Origin of the sequence: Cryobacterium sp. TMT2-17-1 (assembly GCF_004402765.1) — a bacterium.
Classification (GTDB): Bacteria; Actinomycetota; Actinomycetes; order Actinomycetales; family Microbacteriaceae; genus Cryobacterium; species Cryobacterium sandaracinum.
This window is the reverse complement of the sequence record NZ_SOGC01000044.1, coordinates 1-19,348: the sequence shown is the minus strand read 5'-3', so window position 1 is coordinate 19,348 and position 19,348 is coordinate 1. Positions and strand designations below refer to the sequence as shown.

16 protein-coding genes, 1 tRNA gene and 3 pseudogenes are annotated in these 19,348 nt (G+C 66.8%); 9 read left to right on the top strand and 11 right to left on the bottom strand.

The genetic code is table 11. The features are described from left to right. Positions 1-11 precede the first annotated feature (11 nt). Both E3O47_RS12970 and acsA read right to left on the bottom strand, forming a co-directional pair. Positions 12-695 carry a thiamine pyrophosphate-dependent enzyme gene (locus E3O47_RS12970; RefSeq protein WP_241986203.1) on the bottom strand — a complete coding sequence of 228 codons (684 nt, stop codon included), beginning with the start codon at positions 693-695 and terminating at the stop codon, positions 12-14. A gap of 132 nt (positions 696-827) precedes the next feature. Beyond that, a pseudogene (gene acsA / locus E3O47_RS12965) lies at positions 828-2,390 on the bottom strand (acetate--CoA ligase); the annotation flags it as partial. A 46-nt stretch (positions 2,391-2,436) separates the two neighbouring features. On the opposite strand from acsA, the gene E3O47_RS12960 reads away from it, so the two are divergent. After that, positions 2,437-2,985 carry a hypothetical protein gene (locus E3O47_RS12960; protein ID WP_104099736.1) on the top strand — a complete coding sequence of 183 codons (549 nt, stop codon included), beginning with the start codon at positions 2,437-2,439 and terminating at the stop codon, positions 2,983-2,985. An 8-nt stretch (positions 2,986-2,993) separates the two neighbouring features. On the opposite strand, the pseudogene E3O47_RS12955 reads toward E3O47_RS12960, so the two are convergent. From E3O47_RS12955 to alsS, 3 genes and pseudogenes are all read right to left on the bottom strand, one after another. Next, a pseudogene (locus E3O47_RS12955) lies at positions 2,994-3,155 on the bottom strand (PhnA domain-containing protein); the annotation flags it as partial. Positions 3,156-3,530: 375 nt separating this feature from the next. Further along, positions 3,531-4,262 (bottom strand): acetolactate decarboxylase, encoded by a 732-nt coding sequence (gene budA / locus E3O47_RS12950; RefSeq protein ID WP_104099735.1) that lies wholly within the window; start codon positions 4,260-4,262, stop codon positions 3,531-3,533. Next, positions 4,259-6,001: an acetolactate synthase AlsS gene (gene alsS / locus E3O47_RS12945; RefSeq protein WP_104099778.1), complete on the bottom strand. Its 1,743-nt coding sequence runs from the start codon at positions 5,999-6,001 to the stop codon at positions 4,259-4,261. Before alsS ends, budA begins: the two co-directional genes overlap by 4 nt. Positions 6,002-6,119: 118 nt before the next feature. Between alsS and E3O47_RS12940 the strand changes: the two genes are divergently transcribed. Continuing rightward, positions 6,120-7,010 (top strand): LysR family transcriptional regulator, encoded by an 891-nt coding sequence (locus E3O47_RS12940; RefSeq protein WP_104099734.1) that lies wholly within the window; start codon positions 6,120-6,122, stop codon positions 7,008-7,010. Positions 7,011-7,035: 25 nt separating this feature from the next. On the opposite strand, the gene E3O47_RS12935 is transcribed toward E3O47_RS12940, so the two are convergent. From E3O47_RS12935 to E3O47_RS12915, 5 genes and pseudogenes are all read right to left on the bottom strand, one after another. Beyond that, positions 7,036-8,334: an ABC transporter permease gene (locus E3O47_RS12935; protein WP_166785396.1), complete on the bottom strand. Its 1,299-nt coding sequence runs from the start codon at positions 8,332-8,334 to the stop codon at positions 7,036-7,038. An 8-nt stretch (positions 8,335-8,342) separates the two neighbouring features. Next, positions 8,343-9,023: pseudogene (locus tag E3O47_RS12930) on the bottom strand (ABC transporter ATP-binding protein). Then, the gene (locus E3O47_RS12925) at positions 9,020-9,703 is read right to left on the bottom strand and encodes a hypothetical protein (protein ID WP_134420790.1); all 684 of its coding nucleotides are present in this window, start codon (positions 9,701-9,703) and stop codon (positions 9,020-9,022) included. The pseudogene E3O47_RS12930 and the gene E3O47_RS12925 overlap by 4 nt, the downstream one beginning before the upstream one ends. A 306-nt stretch (positions 9,704-10,009) precedes the next feature. Beyond that, on the bottom strand, positions 10,010-10,774 hold the full coding sequence (locus tag E3O47_RS12920) for a hypothetical protein (protein WP_134342701.1): 765 nt from the start codon (positions 10,772-10,774) through the stop codon (positions 10,010-10,012). A gap of 89 nt (positions 10,775-10,863) precedes the next feature. Then, a tRNA-Gly gene (locus E3O47_RS12915) sits at positions 10,864-10,934 on the bottom strand. Positions 10,935-11,006: 72 nt separating this feature from the next. On the opposite strand from E3O47_RS12915, the gene dcd reads away from it, so the two are divergent. Next, positions 11,007-11,618 (top strand): dCTP deaminase, encoded by a 612-nt coding sequence (dcd, locus tag E3O47_RS12910; protein WP_104099730.1) that lies wholly within the window; start codon positions 11,007-11,009, stop codon positions 11,616-11,618. A 43-nt stretch (positions 11,619-11,661) separates the two neighbouring features. After that, positions 11,662-12,183, top strand: a complete 522-nt coding sequence (locus E3O47_RS12905) for a hypothetical protein (RefSeq protein ID WP_104169249.1) — start codon at positions 11,662-11,664, stop codon at positions 12,181-12,183. Here E3O47_RS12905 and E3O47_RS12900 read toward each other — a convergent pair. Next, positions 12,180-13,508: an MFS transporter gene (locus E3O47_RS12900; RefSeq protein WP_134342699.1), complete on the bottom strand. Its 1,329-nt coding sequence runs from the start codon at positions 13,506-13,508 to the stop codon at positions 12,180-12,182. The two genes, E3O47_RS12905 and E3O47_RS12900, sit on opposite strands and share 4 nt — an antisense overlap. Positions 13,509-13,695: 187 nt before the next feature. Here E3O47_RS12900 and dnaK point away from each other — a divergent pair, with 187 nt between their 5' ends. From dnaK to E3O47_RS12875, 5 genes are read left to right on the top strand one after another with little or no spacing between them, the layout of a single operon-like run. Then, positions 13,696-15,564 carry a molecular chaperone DnaK gene (dnaK, locus tag E3O47_RS12895; protein WP_104099727.1) on the top strand — a complete coding sequence of 623 codons (1,869 nt, stop codon included), beginning with the start codon at positions 13,696-13,698 and terminating at the stop codon, positions 15,562-15,564. Beyond that, positions 15,564-16,184 (top strand): nucleotide exchange factor GrpE, encoded by a 621-nt coding sequence (locus E3O47_RS12890; RefSeq protein WP_104099726.1) that lies wholly within the window; start codon positions 15,564-15,566, stop codon positions 16,182-16,184. The genes dnaK and E3O47_RS12890 overlap by 1 nt, the downstream gene beginning before the upstream one ends. After that, a complete protein-coding gene (locus E3O47_RS12885; protein WP_104099725.1) occupies positions 16,177-17,184 on the top strand; it encodes a DnaJ C-terminal domain-containing protein in 1,008 nt (335 codons plus the stop codon). Before E3O47_RS12890 ends, E3O47_RS12885 begins: the two co-directional genes overlap by 8 nt. Before the next feature lie 2 nt (positions 17,185-17,186). Next, positions 17,187-17,621 (top strand): MerR family transcriptional regulator, encoded by a 435-nt coding sequence (locus E3O47_RS12880; RefSeq protein ID WP_104099724.1) that lies wholly within the window; start codon positions 17,187-17,189, stop codon positions 17,619-17,621. Positions 17,622-17,647: 26 nt separating this feature from the next. Continuing rightward, positions 17,648-18,784 (top strand): methyltransferase, encoded by a 1,137-nt coding sequence (locus E3O47_RS12875; RefSeq protein WP_104099723.1) that lies wholly within the window; start codon positions 17,648-17,650, stop codon positions 18,782-18,784. The last annotated feature ends 564 nt before the right edge of the window (positions 18,785-19,348 follow it).

Genomic DNA, 19,348 nt, shown 5'->3' with positions numbered 1-19,348 from the left:
CGGCATCCGTTTCATGATCGTTCCTGCTCGGTGACGTCTCTCTCGGTATACACGTGGCGGGTGAGGTTTTCGACCGGTTCCGCGGTGCCTGCCTCGGCGAAGTCGACGGCGGCCTGCACCTCGGTGTCCACGGATGCCTGCAGGTCGGCCCACATGCGCTCGGGGAGCTCGCCGGCGGCCTCCAGCGCGGCGCGCAGCAGGTCGATCGGGTCGCGCTCCAGCCACTGGGCCACCTCGGCCTTCTCGCGGTAGCGCTCAGGGTCGATCATCGAGTGCGCCCGGAAGCGGTACGTGCGGAGCTCGAGGAAGTGCGGTCCGGCGCCGGCTCTCACGGCGGCGACGGCGCGCCGAGTGGCTTCCTCGACGGCGCCCTCGCCGAAGAAGCAGGCGGTGACGCGGGAACGGCCCGCCATCTTGTCGGCCAGAGCCAGACCGATGGCGAGAGGAAGACCGCCGGCGACGATGGCGTTGCCCCCGAAGAACCGGGTGGCCGCGTCGAAAAGGTGCATGGACCCGCTGCGGCCCCGGCAGCATCCCTGTTCGAATCCGTACATCTCGGCCAGAATTACGCCGGCGGCGACCCCTCGCAGCAGCGCGTGGCCGTGTTCGCGGTTGGTCGCCACGACGGCGTCCTCCGGTTCGAGCGTCACCAGAACGCCGGCTGCCACCGCCTCTTCGCCGATGCAGACGTGCATGAACCCGCGGATCTATGCGGCGCTGTACAGCTCGGCGCACTTCTCCTCGAACCGCCGCACCCGCAGCATCTGGTGCAGCAGGCCGCGGGCGAAGCCGATAATGTCCAGCTGCAGGGCCTCGCTGGGCTCTCACCCTGTCTTTAGTTCCACGAAGGCCTTGACCACCTCGCCGCCAACCGGATCCGGGATGCCGATCACGCCGGCCTCCGCCACCGCCTCGTGCTCCATCAGCGAGCTCTCCATCTCGAAGGGCCCGATCAGGTGCCCGGACGACTTGATGACGTCGTCTCCGCGGCCGACAAACCAGTAGTACCCGTCGGAATCCCGCCGGGCGAGGTCGCCGGTGAGGTACTCGACGCCGACGAAAGTTTGTCGGTAACGTTCCTCCTCACCCAGATACCCGCGGAACATCGACGGCCAGCCGGGCCGCAGTGCCAGCTCGCCCAGGGCATCCAGTTCGGTCACCAGCACGACCAGCGCTGCCTCGACGCCGGGCAAAGGCCGCCCCATCGAGCCGGGGCGGATGGGCGTGGCCGCGTAGTTCGCGATCATGATCCCGCCGGTCTCGGTCTGCCACCAGTTGTCGTGCACAAGTTGCCCGAACGTCTCCTGGCCCCACACCACGACCTCCGGGTTGAGCGGCTCACCCACGCTGGCCACGAACCTCAGCGTGGACAGGTCGTGGCCGGCGGCCCGGTCTGAGCCGGCTTTCAGAAGCATTCGCAGGGCGGTCGGCGCCGTGTACCAGACGGTCACGCGCTGCTCGGTGAGCACCCGGAACCACCGGTCCGCGTCCAGCTCCTCCTCCTCGTCGACGATGGCGGTCACGCCGTGCACCAGCGGAGCGATGATGCCGTGGGAGGTGCCCGTGACCCAGTCGGGGTCGGCGATACACCAGTAGACATCACCGGGGTGCAGGTCGAGGGCGAACCGGCCGGTCGCGTCGTGCGCGGTCACGGCGTCGTGCACGTGGATGGCACCCTTCGGGGTGCTGGTGGTGCCGCTCGTGAAGTGCAGCAGAGCCATGTCCTAGCTCTGGGTGGCGGCGATCTCGATGTGGGGCGGGGTCTCCCGCAGCAGGGCCGCCAGATCGAGCGTGCCCGGGTCCGGATGGCCGTCGGCGTCGACCAGCAACACGTGTCGCGGGTCCGGCAGCTGGACCCGGATCGGCGCCACCTTCTTGCGGTACAGCGCCCGCGTTGTGACCAGGGCCCGGCCGCCGCCGAGCTGGAGCCGTCGGCGTACCGGCTCCGGCCCGAAGGCGGAGAACAGCGGGCAGAAGACGCTGGCATTCTTGAACGTGCCGAGCACCGCGACGTAGAGCGCGGGAACGCGGCCGAGGAGGGAGAAGACCCGGTCGCCCCGCCCGATGCCTAGGCCCCGCAGCACGCTGGCGAAGCGGCCGGTCTGCTCGGCGAGCTCTGCATAGCTCAGGGAGTGGGTCGTGCCGTCACCGCGCACGAAGCACAGGGCCTCGTGAGCGGCCCTGGCACCGGCGGCATGCCGGTCAACCGCCTCGTAGGCGATGTTGAGCCCCCGATCGCCGGGCAGCCCCGAAAGAGCGTGGCGGGCCTCGTCCCAGGTGAAGGCAGCGCAGGTCTCGTCATAGTTGACGAGGTTGGGCGGCACCGTGAGGGCGCGAACATTCTTGGGGATGGTGGGCCAGCGTGTCGAGGCTTCGGTTCCTGCCGTCATGCAGCCCATGAGACCCCCGTGGGCGCGTGGGGCGTAGGGTATCGCCATGGCCTCCTTTGAGCGGATTGTCGACGAGGGCGTTCTCATCGGGCTCTCCGCGGCGCGCATGGCCGTGAAGAACCACATCATCGTGGGGGCGCTGCGTGAGCACCGCGACTTCGCCGATGCCGATTACACCGCGGCCGTCCGCTCCGAATTGGTCCGGCTGGCGACGCAGAACGAGGAAGATGCCGAGCGTGTCGGCCGGCAGCGGAAAGTCCTGGGCCGGCAGCGGAGCGCATTCGAGATCACCGACGATGACAGGCTCCACGTGCGCCAGCTGGCCTTGCGACGGAGTGTGCACCTGAAGCTCGCCGGTGCCCTACGGGCCGTGGCCGCCGACGACGAGCAGGTCGCCGACCTGCTTAAGCGGGCCCGCACGGACGCCAGCGAGGAAATCGGCGCCGCGCTCGCCGCCCGGCTGGTCGAACAGGTTGTCGACCGCCGGGAGCCCGACTACGCGCAGCGGCGGGCGGAACGGGTGCGGGTTCTGGTGAACACCGATCTGGCGGCGCTGATGTCGAACCGTCGGGCAGGGCTGGATTCCGGACGCTGACGGTCCCCTTAGCGGGCGGTTCGGGGCTGGACCTTCTTCACCACGCTGGACTTCAGCCGCATTGAGCCGAATCCGTCCAGCTTGCAGTCGATGTCGTGGTCGCCCACGCCATCCAGCAGACGGATACCCCGCACCTTCGCGCTCACCGTGATGGCGGTCGCGCTGCCCTCATGCGTGGGTTAGGCCTGGCCGAGCCGACACATGTGGCCAACTCAGGACATCCGTCAGCCAAGTCCATCGGCCGCCACGGACCAGTGCGGAACCGGGGCGGATGTTCGGCCCGGCCGGACGGATCTCCTGAATTGGCCACAACGCGCGCCGGATAAGCGGCAGCGCGTGCGCGCTTCGCACCTCCATCAGCCTCGGCGGCCACAAACCAGTGCTCCCCGGCCGGGTTTAACCCACAGAAGCAGCAGGAGAGCCAAAATCTCCGTCGAATTGACTGGACGCCGGGCAGGGAGTCACCTGTGATGAGCAGCATTCACTCGGTGCGCTGAGCTGTGATCTTTCGAGAGCGACACAACCAACCGATTCGGATCGCTCGGCTACCGGTGCATTTCGGTCTTCTGGATCTGCCACTCGAGGTCGTCGGGGGACAGGTTGGCGTTCTTGAAGGCATCCGTCAGCGGCAGCTGCAAGCGCAGGTCGGTGCCGAGGCACAGGGCAGCGGTGCCGGAGCGCAGCTTGAAGTCGAGCACGTGGCCGCCGGCCGTGCGGTCGTCGGTCAGGAAATGCGTGTGGCAGCCGGGCACGCCGATCCCCTGCTCGTAGAGCGGGGTGCGGAAGCCAGCCACGACGCCCGAGACGTCGTGCAACTCAATGATCGCGTCCTCGTCGGTTGCCTCCACCATGGGGCGGTAGGGCTTCTCCTGCTTGACGACCGTGCGCATCCGGATCCACTCGAAGTCGCCGTCGATGCGCAGGGCGTACATGTAGTTCTGCGACGCCGTCAGCTTGTCGATGAACGTTGACGCCTCCGCGCGCACGATGTTCTTCGGCAATTGGCTCTCGATATGAGGCACGAAATTCGTGACGACGGCGTAGGGCGTGTGCGCGCCCAGGTCGGCCTTCGACACCCCGCCGTCGGCCCGCAGCTGGTAGCAGATGCCGTCGATGATCAGCATTTCACCGTCCAGTCCGTTGAACGTGCCGAGTCCGAAACTGCCGCGGCCGAGCAGGTCGCGCACGGTCATCTCGTCTTCGTAGACGCCGTCGAGTAGCGCGCTCATCAGGCTCGTCTGGAAAATTTCGTGTCGGGTGACAGTGAATTTGCTCATTGCAGCACATCGCTTTCCAGATCGGCCATCAGGTCATCTCTATTGTTGCGGTAGTCGACGTGCACGTCGATGATGCTCGGGCCGGGTTCGGCAAGGGCCTGCGCCAGGATGCCGGCGAAGTCGTCGAGGTGCGTTACCCGGTGGCCGTGGGCGCCGAATGATTCGGCATAGGCGACGGCGTCGTAATCGCCCAGCTGCACGCCGGAGGTGCGCCCGTATTTGCCCATCTGCTGGAACGCCACCATGTCGTAGGTGCCGTCGTTGAAAATGATGTGGGTGAACGTCGAGCCGAGCCGCACGGCCGTCTCCAGCTCCATGGCGGAGTAGAGAAAACCGCCGTCGCCCGACACGGACACGACTGGTGTGCCCGGGCGCACCAGGGTCGCGGCGATCGCCCAGGGCAGGGCCACGCCCAGGGTCTGCTGGCCGTTCGAGAACAGCAGGGTGCGCGGGTGGTAGGTGCGGAAGTGCCGGGCCATGTAGATGTAGTGGGAGCCCACGTCGCAGAGCACCGTCGTGTCATCCGGGAGCAGTTCGCGCATCATCAGGGTGAGGTCGGCCGGGTGCACGCCCTCGGACTCGTCCCGGCGACCGGTGGGCTGGTCGGCGTGCGCGAGGCGGGCGCGCTGCTCGGCTACCTCGGCCGCGGCGGCGACCGGCATCGACAGCCCGTTGATCTGGCGGGCGAGGGCGTCGAGGGTCTCGGCGACGTCGCCGCGCAGTTCGAGCGTGGGGCGGTAGTAGTCGTCGAGGTCGGCGGAGAGTTCGTCCAGGTGGATGATCACGCGCAGGTGGTCTTTGTTCCACTTCGACGGTTCGTACTCGACGAAGTCGTAGCCGACGGTCAGGATCACGTCGGCCTTGTGCAGAAGGATGTCCCCGGGCTGGTTGCGGAACAGGCCCACGCGTCCGAGGTAATGCTCTTCGAGCTCGTGCGAGATGACTCCCGCGGCCTGGAACGTCTCAACGACGGGCAGTCCGGCGACGCCCAGCAGGCGGTGCAGCGCCGCGACGGCCTGGTCCGAGCCGGACCGCGCGCCGGCAAGGATGACCGGGAACTGCGCATCCTTCAGCAGGGCGGCAGCGCGCTGCACGCTCTTGGAGGGTGCGGCGCCCAGCTGCGGCACCCAGTGCGGATGCGTCATCGACACGGTCGTCGAGTCCGTGAGCACGTCGTAGGGGAGAACAACCGCTGCGGCGCCCTTGGGCTCCTGGGTTGCCTCGCGGAACGCGTTCGCGATTGCTTCCGGCACGTTGTCGGCGACACTCACCTCGCCGGCGGACTTGGTCACGGCGGACAGCATGCCCACGGCATCCATTGTCTGGTGGGTACGCTTCAACCGGTCTGCGCGCGGAACCGCGCCGCAGAGGGCGACCACCGGGTCGCCTTCGGTCGTCGCCGTCAGCAGGCCCGTCGCGAGGTTGGAGGTGCCTGGGCCGCTCGTCACCAGGACGACGCCCGGCTGGCCGCTCAGACGCCCGACGGCCGCGGCCATGAAGGCCGCATTCTGCTCGTGACGCACCACGATCACCTCGGGTCCGTCGTCGATGAGAGCGTCATAGACCGGGTCGATCTTGGCGCCGGGAACGCCGAAGACCCACTGCACGCCGTATGCCTTCAGGCATTCCACCACGCGTTCGGCGGAGCGGGTGGACGGAGCGGGGGTGCCGGCGTCAGAGCGCACGAGCGTGGTCTCGGTTGTGTCGTCGTCGCTCTGGAGCGGTGAAGTAGTGGTCATTGTGATGCCTCCCGGATCGCCGTTCTGAATCGGCCTCCCCTCCATCGTCGCTGCACATTCAATAACAAGCAACGCCGAGTAGCGATGCAAACGATCTGAAAATGAGATGCTTAGGCCCATGGAATTGAGACAGCTCGAATTCTTCAGCGCCGTCGCCGGTGAGTTGAGCTTCACGCGCGCCGGGGACCGGCTCACCATCGCCCAGTCAGCCGTCTCGGCCGGCATTCGATCGCTCGAAAGCGAATTGGGCGTCGAACTGTTCGATCGCAGCCGCCGCCAGATCAGGCTCACTACGACTGGCGAACTGCTGCTTCCGAAGGTGCGCGACGCCCTCGACGCCGTGAACGAGGTGCGCGACGCCGCCCAGGACACCACCCGCGCCATCACCGGGTCCATCGTGATCGGGCTGATGACCTCGGTCACGCTCGTCAATGTGCCTCGGCTGCTCGGTCTCTTCCGCGCCGGCCATCCGGGCGTCGGCGTGCGGCTGCGCGCGGCCCGGCGGGGGTCGGCCGGGCTGGTCGACGAGCTCGTCTCGGGCGAACTCGACCTGGCCTTCCTCGCCCTCAGCGGCCCGGCGCCGACGGCGCTCTCAGCCGTGCCGATCGCTTCGTCGCCGATGGTGCTGGTGGTGCCGAAAGGCCACCGGCTCGCCTCCGCGTCGGCCGTGGGCCTGGGCGACCTCGTGCCGGAGGAGTTCATCGATCTGCCGCCCGGCTACGCCAGCCGTCAGATCGTGGACGATGCCTTCACCGCTGCCGGCCTCGAGCGGCGGGTGATGATCGAGGTCTCCGATATCGGAACGGCCGCCGAATACGTGACCAACGGCCTCGGAGTGGCCCTGTTGCCCGAATTCACCGCCCACGACGCGCTCGACGTGCACCGGCTTCCCGTGGCGAATCTGCCCGATTTCACGGTGTACCTGGCGGCCTCGCGCAAGCGGCGCGCGTCGGCTGCCGTGCGCGCGTTCGTGGAGCTCGCGCTCGTCGCCGACGAGGCGCGCGGCTGATGCGAGGCGGGGCCGACAGGGTGCGTCAGTTGCCCCCGCGCAGGGCGACGATCGGCTCGATATTCGACGCCTTCAGGGCGGGGTAGACCCCGGTGGCAAGGCCGACGACGGCCCCGAGCAGCGCCGACCCGGCTGCGAGCCAGGGGTCGACGACCGGCGCCCACTGCTGAATAGGCGACATGATCACCACCGCGAAGACCCCGAGTGCGGCTCCGATCAGGCCGCCGAGTAGGCCGATGACCACGGATTCGACCATGAACTGGCTCGAGATGTTGCGCTTGGTGGCGCCCAAGGCCCGGCGCAGCCCGATCTCGCCCACCCTTTCCATCACCGACAGCAGAGTGACGTTCGCGATCCCCAGTCCGCCCGCGACGAGTGCGAGCACGCCGAGAATCAGGGAGATGACGTTCACGTCGGCCTGCACGTTCTCGCGCAGGGCGGACCTAGCCGACGGGGCCTGTACCTCGAAGTTCTGCGCAGCGTTGGGGTCCAGGGCGAGCGGAGCCTGTTCCGCGACCACTTTGCCGGCGCCGAGAGCGATCCGGATCTGCAGTTCATCCGGGCCGGTCAGGCCGAAGTCGGCGCGCGCGGTGCCCATCGGCACGACCACCGCGTCGAGCAGGTCGGAGCGTCGCTCCATCCCATCGATGATGCCGATCACGGTATATGAGGAGTCGCCGATGAAGATGGAGGGCTGGCTGTCGACGCGGTTGATGCCCAGGCGATCAGCCGCGCGCGAACCGAGCACCGCCACCCGATCGGCCCTGGCATCGTGGCCGGTGTCGAAGTACCGGCCGGTCACGATGTTGCCGCGAACCGCGTCGAGCAGTCCGGGGAAGGTGGCCATCAGCGATGGGCCCAGGGTTGCCGGTTCCGACGGGTCGTTTACCGGCACCGCGGTAATGGTCACGGCATCGAGGGGCACCTCGCTGACGAGGCCGGCCAGCTCCACCCCGGCCAGGCGGCTGACCCGGTCCGGGGCATCCCAAGGCAGTCGCCCGGTCGCGCGCTCCGAGCCGTTCATCCCGTCGGTGCTCCCCGGCTCGATCACGACCTGGGTGGCCGCGACCGCGTCGAATTGGCGGGCGATCTGGCCGGCTGCCGTCTGGGCGAATCCGATTGTCACCACCAGGGAGGCGATTCTGATCGTGGTCCCGAGCGTGGTCATGATCAGGCGGGTGGGGCGCGCCCCGATGCCATAGCCCGCCTCGACGATGAGGTCCTGCACCGAGAACCGGTCGGCGCGGGTGATGGCCGGCGCGGCCCCGCGGTCACCGTCGCTTACCGGGGCCGGAGCGCTGGTCGCTCGACGGCGGTTCGGCATCCGCAATTTCATGTTGTTTCGCTCACGCGGCCGTCGGTGATGCTGATGGTGCGCCCGGCGCGATCCGCCACGGCCCGGTCGTGGGTGATGACGATGAGCGTGAGGCCGCCGGCGTTCAGCTCCTCTAACAGGTCCATGACCTCCCTGGAGGTGGAGGCGTCGAGGTTGCCGGTCGGCTCGTCGGCCAACAGCAGCTGGGGCGAGGCCACCACGGCCCGCGCGACCGCGACCCGCTGGCGCTCGCCGCCGAAGAGAGTGCCGGGCAGGAAGTCGATCCGGTGGTCCAGGTGCACCCGGTGCAGGGCGGCGCGGGCCCGTCATTCGCGGTCGGCGCGCGGAACTTTGCTGTAGATCGTGGCCAGCAGCACATTGTCGCACACCGAGCGGTGCGGCATGAGGTGGAAGGCCTGGAACACGAAGCCGATCTTGCCGCCCCGCAGCGCCGCGCGTTCCGCCTCGTCGGCCAGACCCGTGAGCGCTCCGTCGAGGTAGTACTCGCCGACGCTCGGTCGGTCGAGCAGGCCGAGGATGTTGAGCATGGTCGACTTGCCCGACCCGCTCGGCCCGACGATCGAGAGGTAGTCCTGCTTCTCTACCCGCAGGTTGATTGATGTGAGCGCCTGGACCTCGGGCGGGCCGGGGAAGGAGCGGGTGACGTCGATGAGCTCCACGACGGCCGGTCGGCTCATCGCCCGGCCACGACGAGGTCCCCTTCCTCGAGGGAACCGTCGACCGCCTGCACCTCGACGTAACCGTCAGCCGCGAGCCCGGCGCTCACCTCGACCAGCACGGTCTTTTTTCCGTATCCGGTCGACACCTCGACCCGGGATTCCCCGCCCGGGCCGGCGGTAAGCGCGGCCAACGGCACAGCGAGCACCTCCCCGTCGGTGGAGCTGACCGGGATGGTGACCCGCAGGTTGCTGCCCTGGATGCTCTGGAGCTGCCCGGGTGTGAGGTCGTCGAGCGTGAGCAGGATGGTGAAGCGTCCGCTCGCCGCATCCGTTCCCTCTTTAGCCTCGGCCACGGCGACGGATGTCACGGTGGCGCCGTGCTCGGAATCGTCCTGCATCGAGAGCACGGCGGCGTTGCCGACCTTCATGAGTTTGGCATCGCTCGCCGAGGCGGAGGCGTTGATCTGGATCGTGGCACCGGAGACGCGCATCACGGAGCCCGTGATCGAGGTGCCGCGGGATACGGTGACCTCGTCGACCCGGCGGGGGAGACCCGGCAGGTACAGGATTTCGCATGCCGGCAGATAGGTCATGGTGGCCTCGTTCGCCGTGGCGAGCGCGTCACGCGCGCTCGTCGCCTGCTGTTCGGCGGACCGCAGGGCGGATGTCTCGGCCGTGGTGTCGCGAGCCGCGAGCACCGAATCGAGCCGGGTTTTTGCGAGGGTGAGGGCGTCCGCGGCATCCGCGATCGCAGCGGGTTCGTCGCGCGTTTTCGCCGCGGCGAGGGCGCGCTCGCTGCCGGCAACGCCGGCCCGAACGAATTCGACCGAGTTTTTGCCCGAAACGGCCCGGAAACCCGAAAAAATGGTCCCATATACGAGAATCTCCGTCGAATTGGTGCGGCGACGGACCCGGCGCTCCGCCGCTGAGAAACAAAGTCCACGGGGGCTGTCGGATCGGAGCTATCGGGAGTCATGCAACCCAACGGGTTGGGACTCACTCAGCTAGCGGTCGAGCCCTGCCATGCGTTCCAGTGCGGCTCGCATGATCATCTGGGCCGGATCGCCGATCACGTGATTGTTCAGGTACAGGCTCTCCGCCCATGACAGGACTTCCGCTTTGGTGAGCCCCACGGCCGACCAGTCCACCCCTGCTTCCGCGCGCGCTGTCGGTTCCCCGGTCTTCGGGTTCAGCCACACCCGTGCGATCGGGATATCCGGATCTTCGTGCTCCGGATTCCAGAGGAGCGCGATCGGGTGGTCAGATCCGTCGAGGTGATCGTCGGCGATGTGGCCGGACCCGAGCCAGGGGAGCATCAGCTGCTCGCCCTCCAACTCCACGTCGATGATTTCGAGCGGGACCGGCCCGTAATCGCGGGAGTACACCGGCAGCCCCACATGGTGCCATTCGGCGGCCTCATCCGAGTCTTCCAGCAGATCCGGGAGGCGCGGTGCAACGTGCAGCACGAAGCCGGTCGCCCAGTCGACGAGGGCCTGGGTGTCGGCGGCCGGCCACGGACTGTCATCGCTCGAAGACCCGTCCGCGTTGTGGAAGTGGTACTCGACTCCTTCTTCCAGGATGTCCAGGTGGAACTCTCCGTCGTCGAAGCCGAGGAAGATGCCGGCGACCTGCTCCTCGTCGTCCCAGTCCGCGTCGAATTCCGGGTGCCGGAAACGCGGGGGCAGCGGGGGGATGTCCAGGGGCAGCACGCCGAGGTCGAGCACCACCCGCAGCACGGTGTTCGGCATACGCAGTGTCGGGTCGGTCATAGTCTCGACGATACCGGAGGCCGCCGACGTGGGGCAGCACAGAGCCGCATCACCGAGCCGCATCACAGGACCGGGAAATATGACAAGTGAGCGGATGACGGGAATCGAACCCGCGCTATCAGCTTGGGAAGCTGAAGTTCTACCATTGAACTACATCCGCATGTCCGTCGCGCAGGCAAGCCCGGAACGGAACCGTGCCAGCATATCAAGTCCGCGCCGTTAGGCTGGAACCGTGCTGCTCTCGGATCGCGAAATCAAGGCTGAAATCAACGCGGAACGAATCCGTCTGGAGCCGTACCAGGCCGACATGATCCAGCCGTCGAGTATCGACGTGCGACTCGACGGCTTCTTCCGCCTCTTCGACAACCACAAGTACCCCTATATCGATCCGGCCGAAGACCAGCCCGATCTGACCCGGTTGATCGAGACCGCCGCGGGAGAACCGTTCATCCTGCACCCCGGTGAGTTCGTGCTCGGGTCCACCTACGAGAAGGTCACCCTGCCCGACGACGTCGCCGCGCGGCTGGAGGGCAAGAGCTCGCTCGGCCGGCTCGGCCTGCTCACCCACTCGACCGCCGGCTTCATCGATCCCGGTTTCACCGGCCACGTGACGCTCGAGTTGAGCAACGTCGCCACCCTGCCGATCAAGCTGTGGCCCGGCATGAAGATCGGTCAGCTCTGCTTCTTCCGGCTGAGTTCGCCCGCCGAACGTCCCTACGGCTCAAGCGAATACAGCTCCCGCTACCAGGGCCAGCGCGGGCCGACCGCGTCGCGGTCGTTCCAGAACTTCCACTGCACGGATGTGCGGGAGGCCTCGATGGGATCGACCACCGGAGCCGAGTAGCCCGGTTCACACGCATGCAACACGCGCCCGGTAAAATCGGCCCATGACCACATCCGTGCCCAGCTTTGCCGAGGCGCTCGTCGCGCCGGGACCGACACCCGACTACCCGGGGCGGATGCGCCGCTTCGGCCAGCTGGTCGGCGCCTGGGCCGCCACCGGGTCCCGCCTCGACGAGACGACCGGCGAATGGACCGGGCGCGAATTCACCTGGATCGTCGACTTCGTGCTCGACGGGCGTGCGGTGCAAGACGTCGAGGTCGTCGTGAGCGACTCGCACCCGACCGGCTTCGAGACCGTCGCCACGGCCGTGCGAGTCTATGATTCCTACGCCGGCGTGTGGCGGGTCAGCTATTTCGCCCCGGCATCCGGCGAGTACTGCCACCTCGTGGCGACCCCCCACCGCAACGGCCTGCGCCAGGACGGCACGGGCACCGACGGCCGCCCGATCCGCTGGAACTTCGTCTCGATCACACCTGACGCCTACGCCTGGGAGGGCTGGGTCTCCAACGACGAGGGTTCCACCTGGGTGCTGGTCGAGCACAACGAGGCCACCCGCATCCGTTAGCCAATCTGGTCCTGGCGGGCCTTCACCGGAAGCAGGAGAAGCAGCCCCACGAGCAAAACCAACATAAGTCCGAGGATGCCCCAATAGGTTTCGCCGAAGATCGTCACCGTCAGGGCGAACATGGTCGGCGCCAGAAAGCTCACCGCGCGGCCCGTCGTGGCGTAGAGCCCGAAGACCTCACCCTCCCGGCCGGCCGGGATCAGGCGTGCCAGGAAGGTGCGGCTGGCCGACTGGGCCGGCCCGACGAAGAGCGTCAAGGCGAGGCCGGCGGTCCAGAACACGATCTGACCGCCGTCGTGCAGCAGGAATACGATGCTGCCGAACACGATCAGGCCGATCAGAGCGGTCACGATGATCGGCTTTGCGCCGACCCGGTCGTCAAGCGCGCCGGCGATGATGGTGGCCACGCCCGCCACGACATTGGCGGCGATAGCGAAGATGATCACCTCGCCGGGTGAGAATCCGAAGACGGATGCCGCGAGCACCCCGCCGAAGGTGAAAACCCCGGCCAGGCCGTCGCGGAAGATCGCGCTCGCGATCAGGAAGTACACCGTCTGGCGGCTGGTCTTCCAGAGCCGAATGATGTCCTGCCCGAGCACGACGTAGGAACGGAGGAAGCTCACCCGGGGCCGGCGCACCGCAACGGGAGAACGGTATTCGGGAACCGAGAACAGCACCGGCAGGGCGAACAGGCCGAACCAGGCGGCCGCGATGAGCATCGTGACCCGCACCGAGAGGCCGTTCTCGCTGGTCACCCCGAACAGACCCACGTCGGGGCTGATGAAACCGAAGTACACGATGAGCAGCAGCACGATGCCGCCGATGTAGCCCATGCCCCAACCGAAACCGCTGACCCTGCCGATGGTGCGCGCGGTCGAGACCTGGGACAACATGGCGTTGTAGTTGACGCTGGCGAACTCGAAGAAGACGTTGCCGGCGGCCACCAGAACGAGGCCGAGCAGCAGGAAGCTCGGTGACGCCTCCACGAAGAACATCGCCGCGGTGAGGCCCACCACGATGAACGTGTTGACGCCGAGCCACAGCTTGCGCCGCCCGGAGGTGTCCGAGCGCTGTCCGGTGATCGGGGCCAGCACCGCTACCAGCAAGCCGGCGATGGCGAGGGCCCAACCGAGCTGGGCGGAAATGACGTCTTTGTCGCCGAACGAGCTGCCCGTGATGTAGACGGTGAAGACGAAGGTGGTGACCACCGCATTAAACGCGGCAGAGCCCCAGTCCCAGAAGCTCCAGGCCACTACGCGGCGTCTGCTCGTTTTGTCTGGCAGCTCCCGGGCATCCGTGCTGCCCTGCTCCGCGATCCCGGTCATGCGCTGAGGCTAGTGGATGTGGGTGGCCGGAGACCATCGATTGCACGAAATCTCAAAGTTGAGTCGTTCACGCTCAACTCTCAGGTGCGTGGCTTGACTTTCGATTTGGGACACTGGCACACTTGAGCCAGCACCACTCAACTCTGTGAAATCGAGCTGAGAACATACTTTAAAGGAGAACGCACACATGGCCCGTGCAGTAGGCATCGACCTCGGAACCACCAACTCTGTGGTGGCCGTCCTCGAAGGTGGAGAACCCACCGTCATCGCAAACGCCGAAGGCTTCCGGACCACGCCGTCCGTCGTCGCCTTCACCAAAGACGGCGAGGTGCTGGTCGGCGAGACCGCCAAGCGCCAGGCCGTCACCAACGTCGACCGCACCATCGCGTCGGTCAAGCGCCACATGGGCACCGACTGGAATGTCGCCATCGACGACAAGAAGTTCACCCCGCAGGAAGTTTCGGCCCGCATCCTGGCCAAGCTCAAGCGCGATGCCGAGGCGTACCTGGGCGACAAGGTGACGGATGCCGTCATCACCGTTCCCGCGTACTTCAATGATGCCGAGCGGCAGGCCACCAAGGAGGCCGGCGAGATCTCCGGCCTTAACGTGCTGCGTATTATCAACGAGCCGACCGCGGCCGCACTCGCCTACGGCCTCGACCGTGGCAAAGAAGACGAGCTCATCCTGGTCTTCGACCTCGGCGGCGGAACCTTCGACGTCTCCCTCCTCGAGGTAGGCAAGGACGACGACTTCTCCACCATTCAGGTGCGGTCGACTGCCGGTGACAACCGCCTCGGCGGCGACGACTGGGATCAGCGCATCGTCGATCACCTGATCAAGAAGTTCAAGGAAACCACCGGCGTCGACGTCTCCAAGGACAAGATCGCCAAGCAGCGCCTCAAGGAAGCCGCCGAGCAGGCCAAGAAGGAACTCTCGAGCAGCATGTCGACGAGCATCCAGCTGCCGTACCTCTCCCTGACCGAGAATGGCCCGGCCAACCTCGACGAGACGCTCACCCGCGCCCAGTTCGAGAAGATGACCGAAGACCTGCTCGACCGCACGAAGAAGCCGTTTCAGGACGTCATCCGTGAAGCCGGGGTCAAGGTGGAAGATATCGCCCACGTCGTTCTCGTCGGTGGCTCCACCCGCATGCCCGCCGTGTACGAGCTCGTCAAGGCCGAGACCGGTGGCAAGGACCCGAACAAGGGCGTCAACCCGGACGAGGTCGTCGCCGTTGGCGCCGCACTGCAGGCCGGCGTGCTGAAGGGTGAGCGCAAAGATGTCCTGCTCATCGACGTCACCCCGCTGAGCCTCGGCATCGAGACCAAGGGCGGCATCATGACGCGCCTGATCGAGCGCAACACGGCCATCCCGACCAAGCGCAGCGAGACCTTCACCACAGCCGACGACAACCAGCCGTCCGTCGCGATCCAGGTCTTCCAAGGCGAGCGCGAGTTCACCCGCGACAACAAGAACCTCGGTACGTTCGAGCTGACCGGCATCGCGCCGGCCCCGCGCGGCATCCCGCAGGTTGAGGTTACCTTCGATCTCGACGCCAACGGCATCGTGCACGTGTCTGCCAAAGACAAGGGCACCGGCAAGGAACAGTCGATGACCATCACGGGCGGATCTTCGCTCGCGAAGGAAGACATCGAGCGCATGGTGCGCGAGGGCGAAGAGCACGCCGCCGAGGACAAGCGCCGTCGCGAGGCAGCCGAGACCCGCAACACGGCGGAGCAGCTCGCTTACTCGATCGAGAAGCTGATCAAGGAGAACGACGAGAAGCTGCCCGAGGACGTGAAGTCCGAGGTTCAGGCCGACGTCGACGCCCTCAAGGCCGCTCTCGTCGGCGACGACGATGCGGCCGTGAAGACGGCCTTCGACAAGCTCAACGAGAGCCAGGGCAAGCTCGGCGAGGCCATCTACAAGACCAGCCAGGCGGATGCCGCGGCCGGTGCCCCAACCGACTCCGAGCCGACCGCCGACGCGGCCGGCTCCGACGAAGACGTGGTTGACGCCGAGGTCGTCGACGACGAAGACGAGGCCAAGAAGTAATGGCAGACGACAACAAGCGTCCTGGCGACGAGCCGTTTGACGAGGGGGCATCCACTGAGGGTGCCCCCGGGACCGACGCCGAGGCGGAAGCCGAAGGTGTGAGTGTCGAGGACATCGACGAGGCGTCCGCCGAGGGTATCGAAGAGGACGAGCTGACGGTCCAAGACATCCTGGACGCCGCCACGCGGGAAGTCGACGAGCCCACGAGCGAGCACCTCGCCGACCTCAAGCGGGTCACCGCGGAGTACGCCAACTACCGTCGCCGCACCGAGGCCAACCGCGAGGTCGAGCGTGAGCGCGTCACCGTGGATGTCGTAAAGGGCCTGATTCCCGTGCTCGACGATCTCGACCGCGCTGAGAAGCACGGCGACCTGGTCGAAGACTCGGCGTTCAGCACGATCGCCGCGAAACTGCGGGGGAGCGTCGAGCGCCTGGGCGTGAAGTCCTTCGGCACGGTCGGCGAACCGTTCGATCCGACCATCCACGAGGCGATCTTCCAGCTGCCCACCGCGGGCATCGAGTCGGAGACCGTCGGTGACGTGATCGAGACCGGCTACTTCCTCGGCTCGTCGCTCCTGCGCGTGGCCAAGGTCGTCGTGCAGGTACCGAGCGATGGCTAGCCAGGACTGGTTCGATAAGGACTTTTACAAGGTCCTGGGTGTGTCAAAGGACGTCACCCCGGCCGAGCTGAAGAAGGCCTATCGCAAGCTCGCCCGCACGTATCACCCGGACTCCAATCCGGGCAACCCTGCGGCCGAGGCGACGTTCAAGGAGATCAGCGAGGCACACTCGGTGATCGGTGACCCTGCCCAACGCAAGGAATACGATGCTGTGCGCGCGATGGGCGGTGGGGCCCGCTTCACCGCCCCGCGCCCCGGTGGCGGGCAGGCCGGAGGCTTCGATGATGTCTTCGGAGGCATGTTCGGTGGGGGCGCGCGGCAACAACAGCCCGGCTACTCCTATGAGCAGGGCGGTTTCGACGACCTCCTCGGCGGCATGTTCGGCCGCGGTCAGGGTGGCGGCGGTTTCGGCACCTCGAGCGGCGGGTTCCGCGGCTACGGCGGGCCGACTCGCGGCCGCGACGTGATCGCGTCGACAACGGTCGACTTCATCACGGCCACGCACGGTGACCAGATCACCCTGCAAACGCAGGATGGCCGCGCCATCAAGGTGAAGATCCCGGCCGGGGTGGCCGACGGGCAGAAGATCAAGCTCCGCGGCCAGGGGCAGCACAGCCCTGACGGCGGCGAGTCCGGCGACATCGTACTCACGGTGAACGTGCGCAAGCACCCGGTCTTCGAACGCGATGGGCTGAACCTGCGGGTCTCCGTTCCGGTCACGTTCGTCGAGGCCGCGCTCGGCGCCACTATCGAGGTGCCGACGTTGGGCGGAGCGCCGGTCAAACTGCGCATCGCCCCGGGCACCCCGAGCGGGCGCGTGCTGCGCGTCAAGGGGCGTGGCGTCGTGACGCCCAAGGGCACCGGGGACCTGCTGGCGGAGGTTCAGGTTGCCGTTCCGTCTCATCTGTCGAAGGACGCCGAAGAGAAACTCGCGGCCTTCGCGGAAGCACTGCCGAAGGAGAATCCGCGCGACGAACTCCTCGCGAAGGCGAGAGACTGACGGTGGACGAGAACACCCGGGTTTTCGTAATCTCGATGGCCGCCGAGCTTGCGGGCATGCACCCGCAAACGCTGCGCCAATACGATCGCCTGGGGCTGGTGAGTCCCGACCGCACCCCCGGTCGGTCTCGCCGGTACTCGATGCGGGATGTGGCCAAGCTCCGCGAGATCGCGGAGCTCGGTGCCGAGGGTGTGAGCCTGGAAGGGATCCGTCGCATCATTGACCTCGAGGACCACGTGCGCACGCTCGAATCGCGGCTGCGCGAATTGGAGTCTGCGCTGGCCGATGAACTGCTCAACCGTCCGGGCCGCCGCGTCTTCGCGGCCGGCTCGGCCGGTGAGGTCATCTCGATGCGGGCCGGTACGCGCACGCGCCGGTCCAACCAGATCGTGATCTGGCGCCCCCTGGGTTCCCGCCCGATCGGCGACGAGAAGTAGCCGCACCTGCGGGCTAGCCTGAGGCAATGCCTGATTTTTCCTTTGACCGCCTGAGGCGTTTCCCCGACGTGGAAGCGGACAATCTCTTCGCCGTGGATGCGAGCGACCGCCTGATCCTCGACGAGGCGGCCGGCGTGCTGGCCGAGGCAGGATCCGGCGAGGTCGTGGTGATCGAGGACCGCTATGGCGCTCTCACCCTGGGCGCGGCCGCACTGGCCGGGGCCCGGGGAATCCGGGTGCACCAGGATGTCCTCTCTGGGGAGTTGGCCCTCACCCTGAATGCGGCCGACGCCGGACTCGCCGATTCCTACCGCTCCCTCATCCTGGGCGAAGAACTGCTGACGAACGCGCGGGTGGTACTGATCCAGCTGCCGCGCAGTCTGACGGCGCTCGATGAGTTCGCCGACGCCATCCGTCGTTTCGCGGCACCGGATGTGGTGGTGATCGCCGGCGGACGCATCAAGCACATGACGCCGACCATGAACGCGGTGCTCCGCCGGCACTTCGGCGAGCTGCAGGTCTCGTCGGCCCGGCAAAAGTCGCGGGTACTCAGGGCAGCGGCTCCGACTGCCTCCGCAACTCAGCCGACGGTGTCCACCTGGCCGAATTCTGTGGAGCACGCCGACCTGGGACTCACGATCTGCGCCCACGGGGCTGCGTTTGCCGGCGCGACCGTCGATATCGGAACGCGCTACCTGCTTGAGTTCCTTGATCGGATGAAAACGGATGCTCGGAGCGCCATCGACCTCGGCTGCGGCACCGGGGTGCTCGCCGCCACCCTCGCCCGACGCCGTCCCGCCCTGCGGGTGACCGCCACCGACCAGTCGGCCGCGGCCGTCGCCTCCGCGCGGGCCACCATGGTGGCCAATGCGCTCGCCGACCGGGTCACGGTCGTGCGGGATGACGCGCTCCAGAGCCAACCGGATGCCTCGGCCGAACTGATTGTGCTGAACCCGCCCTTTCACATCGGCTCGTCGGTCCATGCCGGCATAGCCCTGAAACTGTTCGAGGATGCCGGACGAGTGTTGCAGCCCGGTGGTGAACTGTGGAGTGTGTGGAACACCCACCTCGGTTATCGCCCCGCGCTGACGCGATTGGTCGGGCCGACACACCAGGTCGGTCGGAACGCCAAGTTCACCGTCACGGTCTCGACCGGACGCTGAGACGCGCCGGACCGCCGTGAGGCCCGCACCTGGGGGCTTCCGCCAGGGCGCCGGAGCCGACACGCCCGGGATGCGGGAGGGAGTTGCGCACCCCCAAAATTCACCGTAATGTCTCTCTAGTCACCCCACAGGTGCGGAAAGCCGCAGAGCTTCCCGGCCTCAAGTGGGACGAAGATTTAGTTTCTTCTCGAATATCCTCCCGACTAGGGAGTGTTCGGGTTTAAACCAAAATAATATCTCTCTTCGGCTGGTCGTCAGGTCGCGTATGTAGATGATTTCGAGTCGCTCTGGCGCACTCGGAATCGGCTGCTTTCCGTGATTTGACAGAGATTAGTCGGGTGGGTACGTTTTACAGGTTGCCTCGAAGCGACAGCCCCTGTGGGGTTTGAAGTCGAGTGCGTCCGATCCTTGAGAACTCAACAGCGTGCACAATGTCAAATGCCAAAAACCTCGGTCGTAGGGCTCCTTTCTAGGGGGTACCGCGGAAGAGATTCCTTTGGAAAACATTTAAACAACAAAGCAAGTCAGTAATGATTTGTTCTGTCAGTTTCAAACTTGCAGATT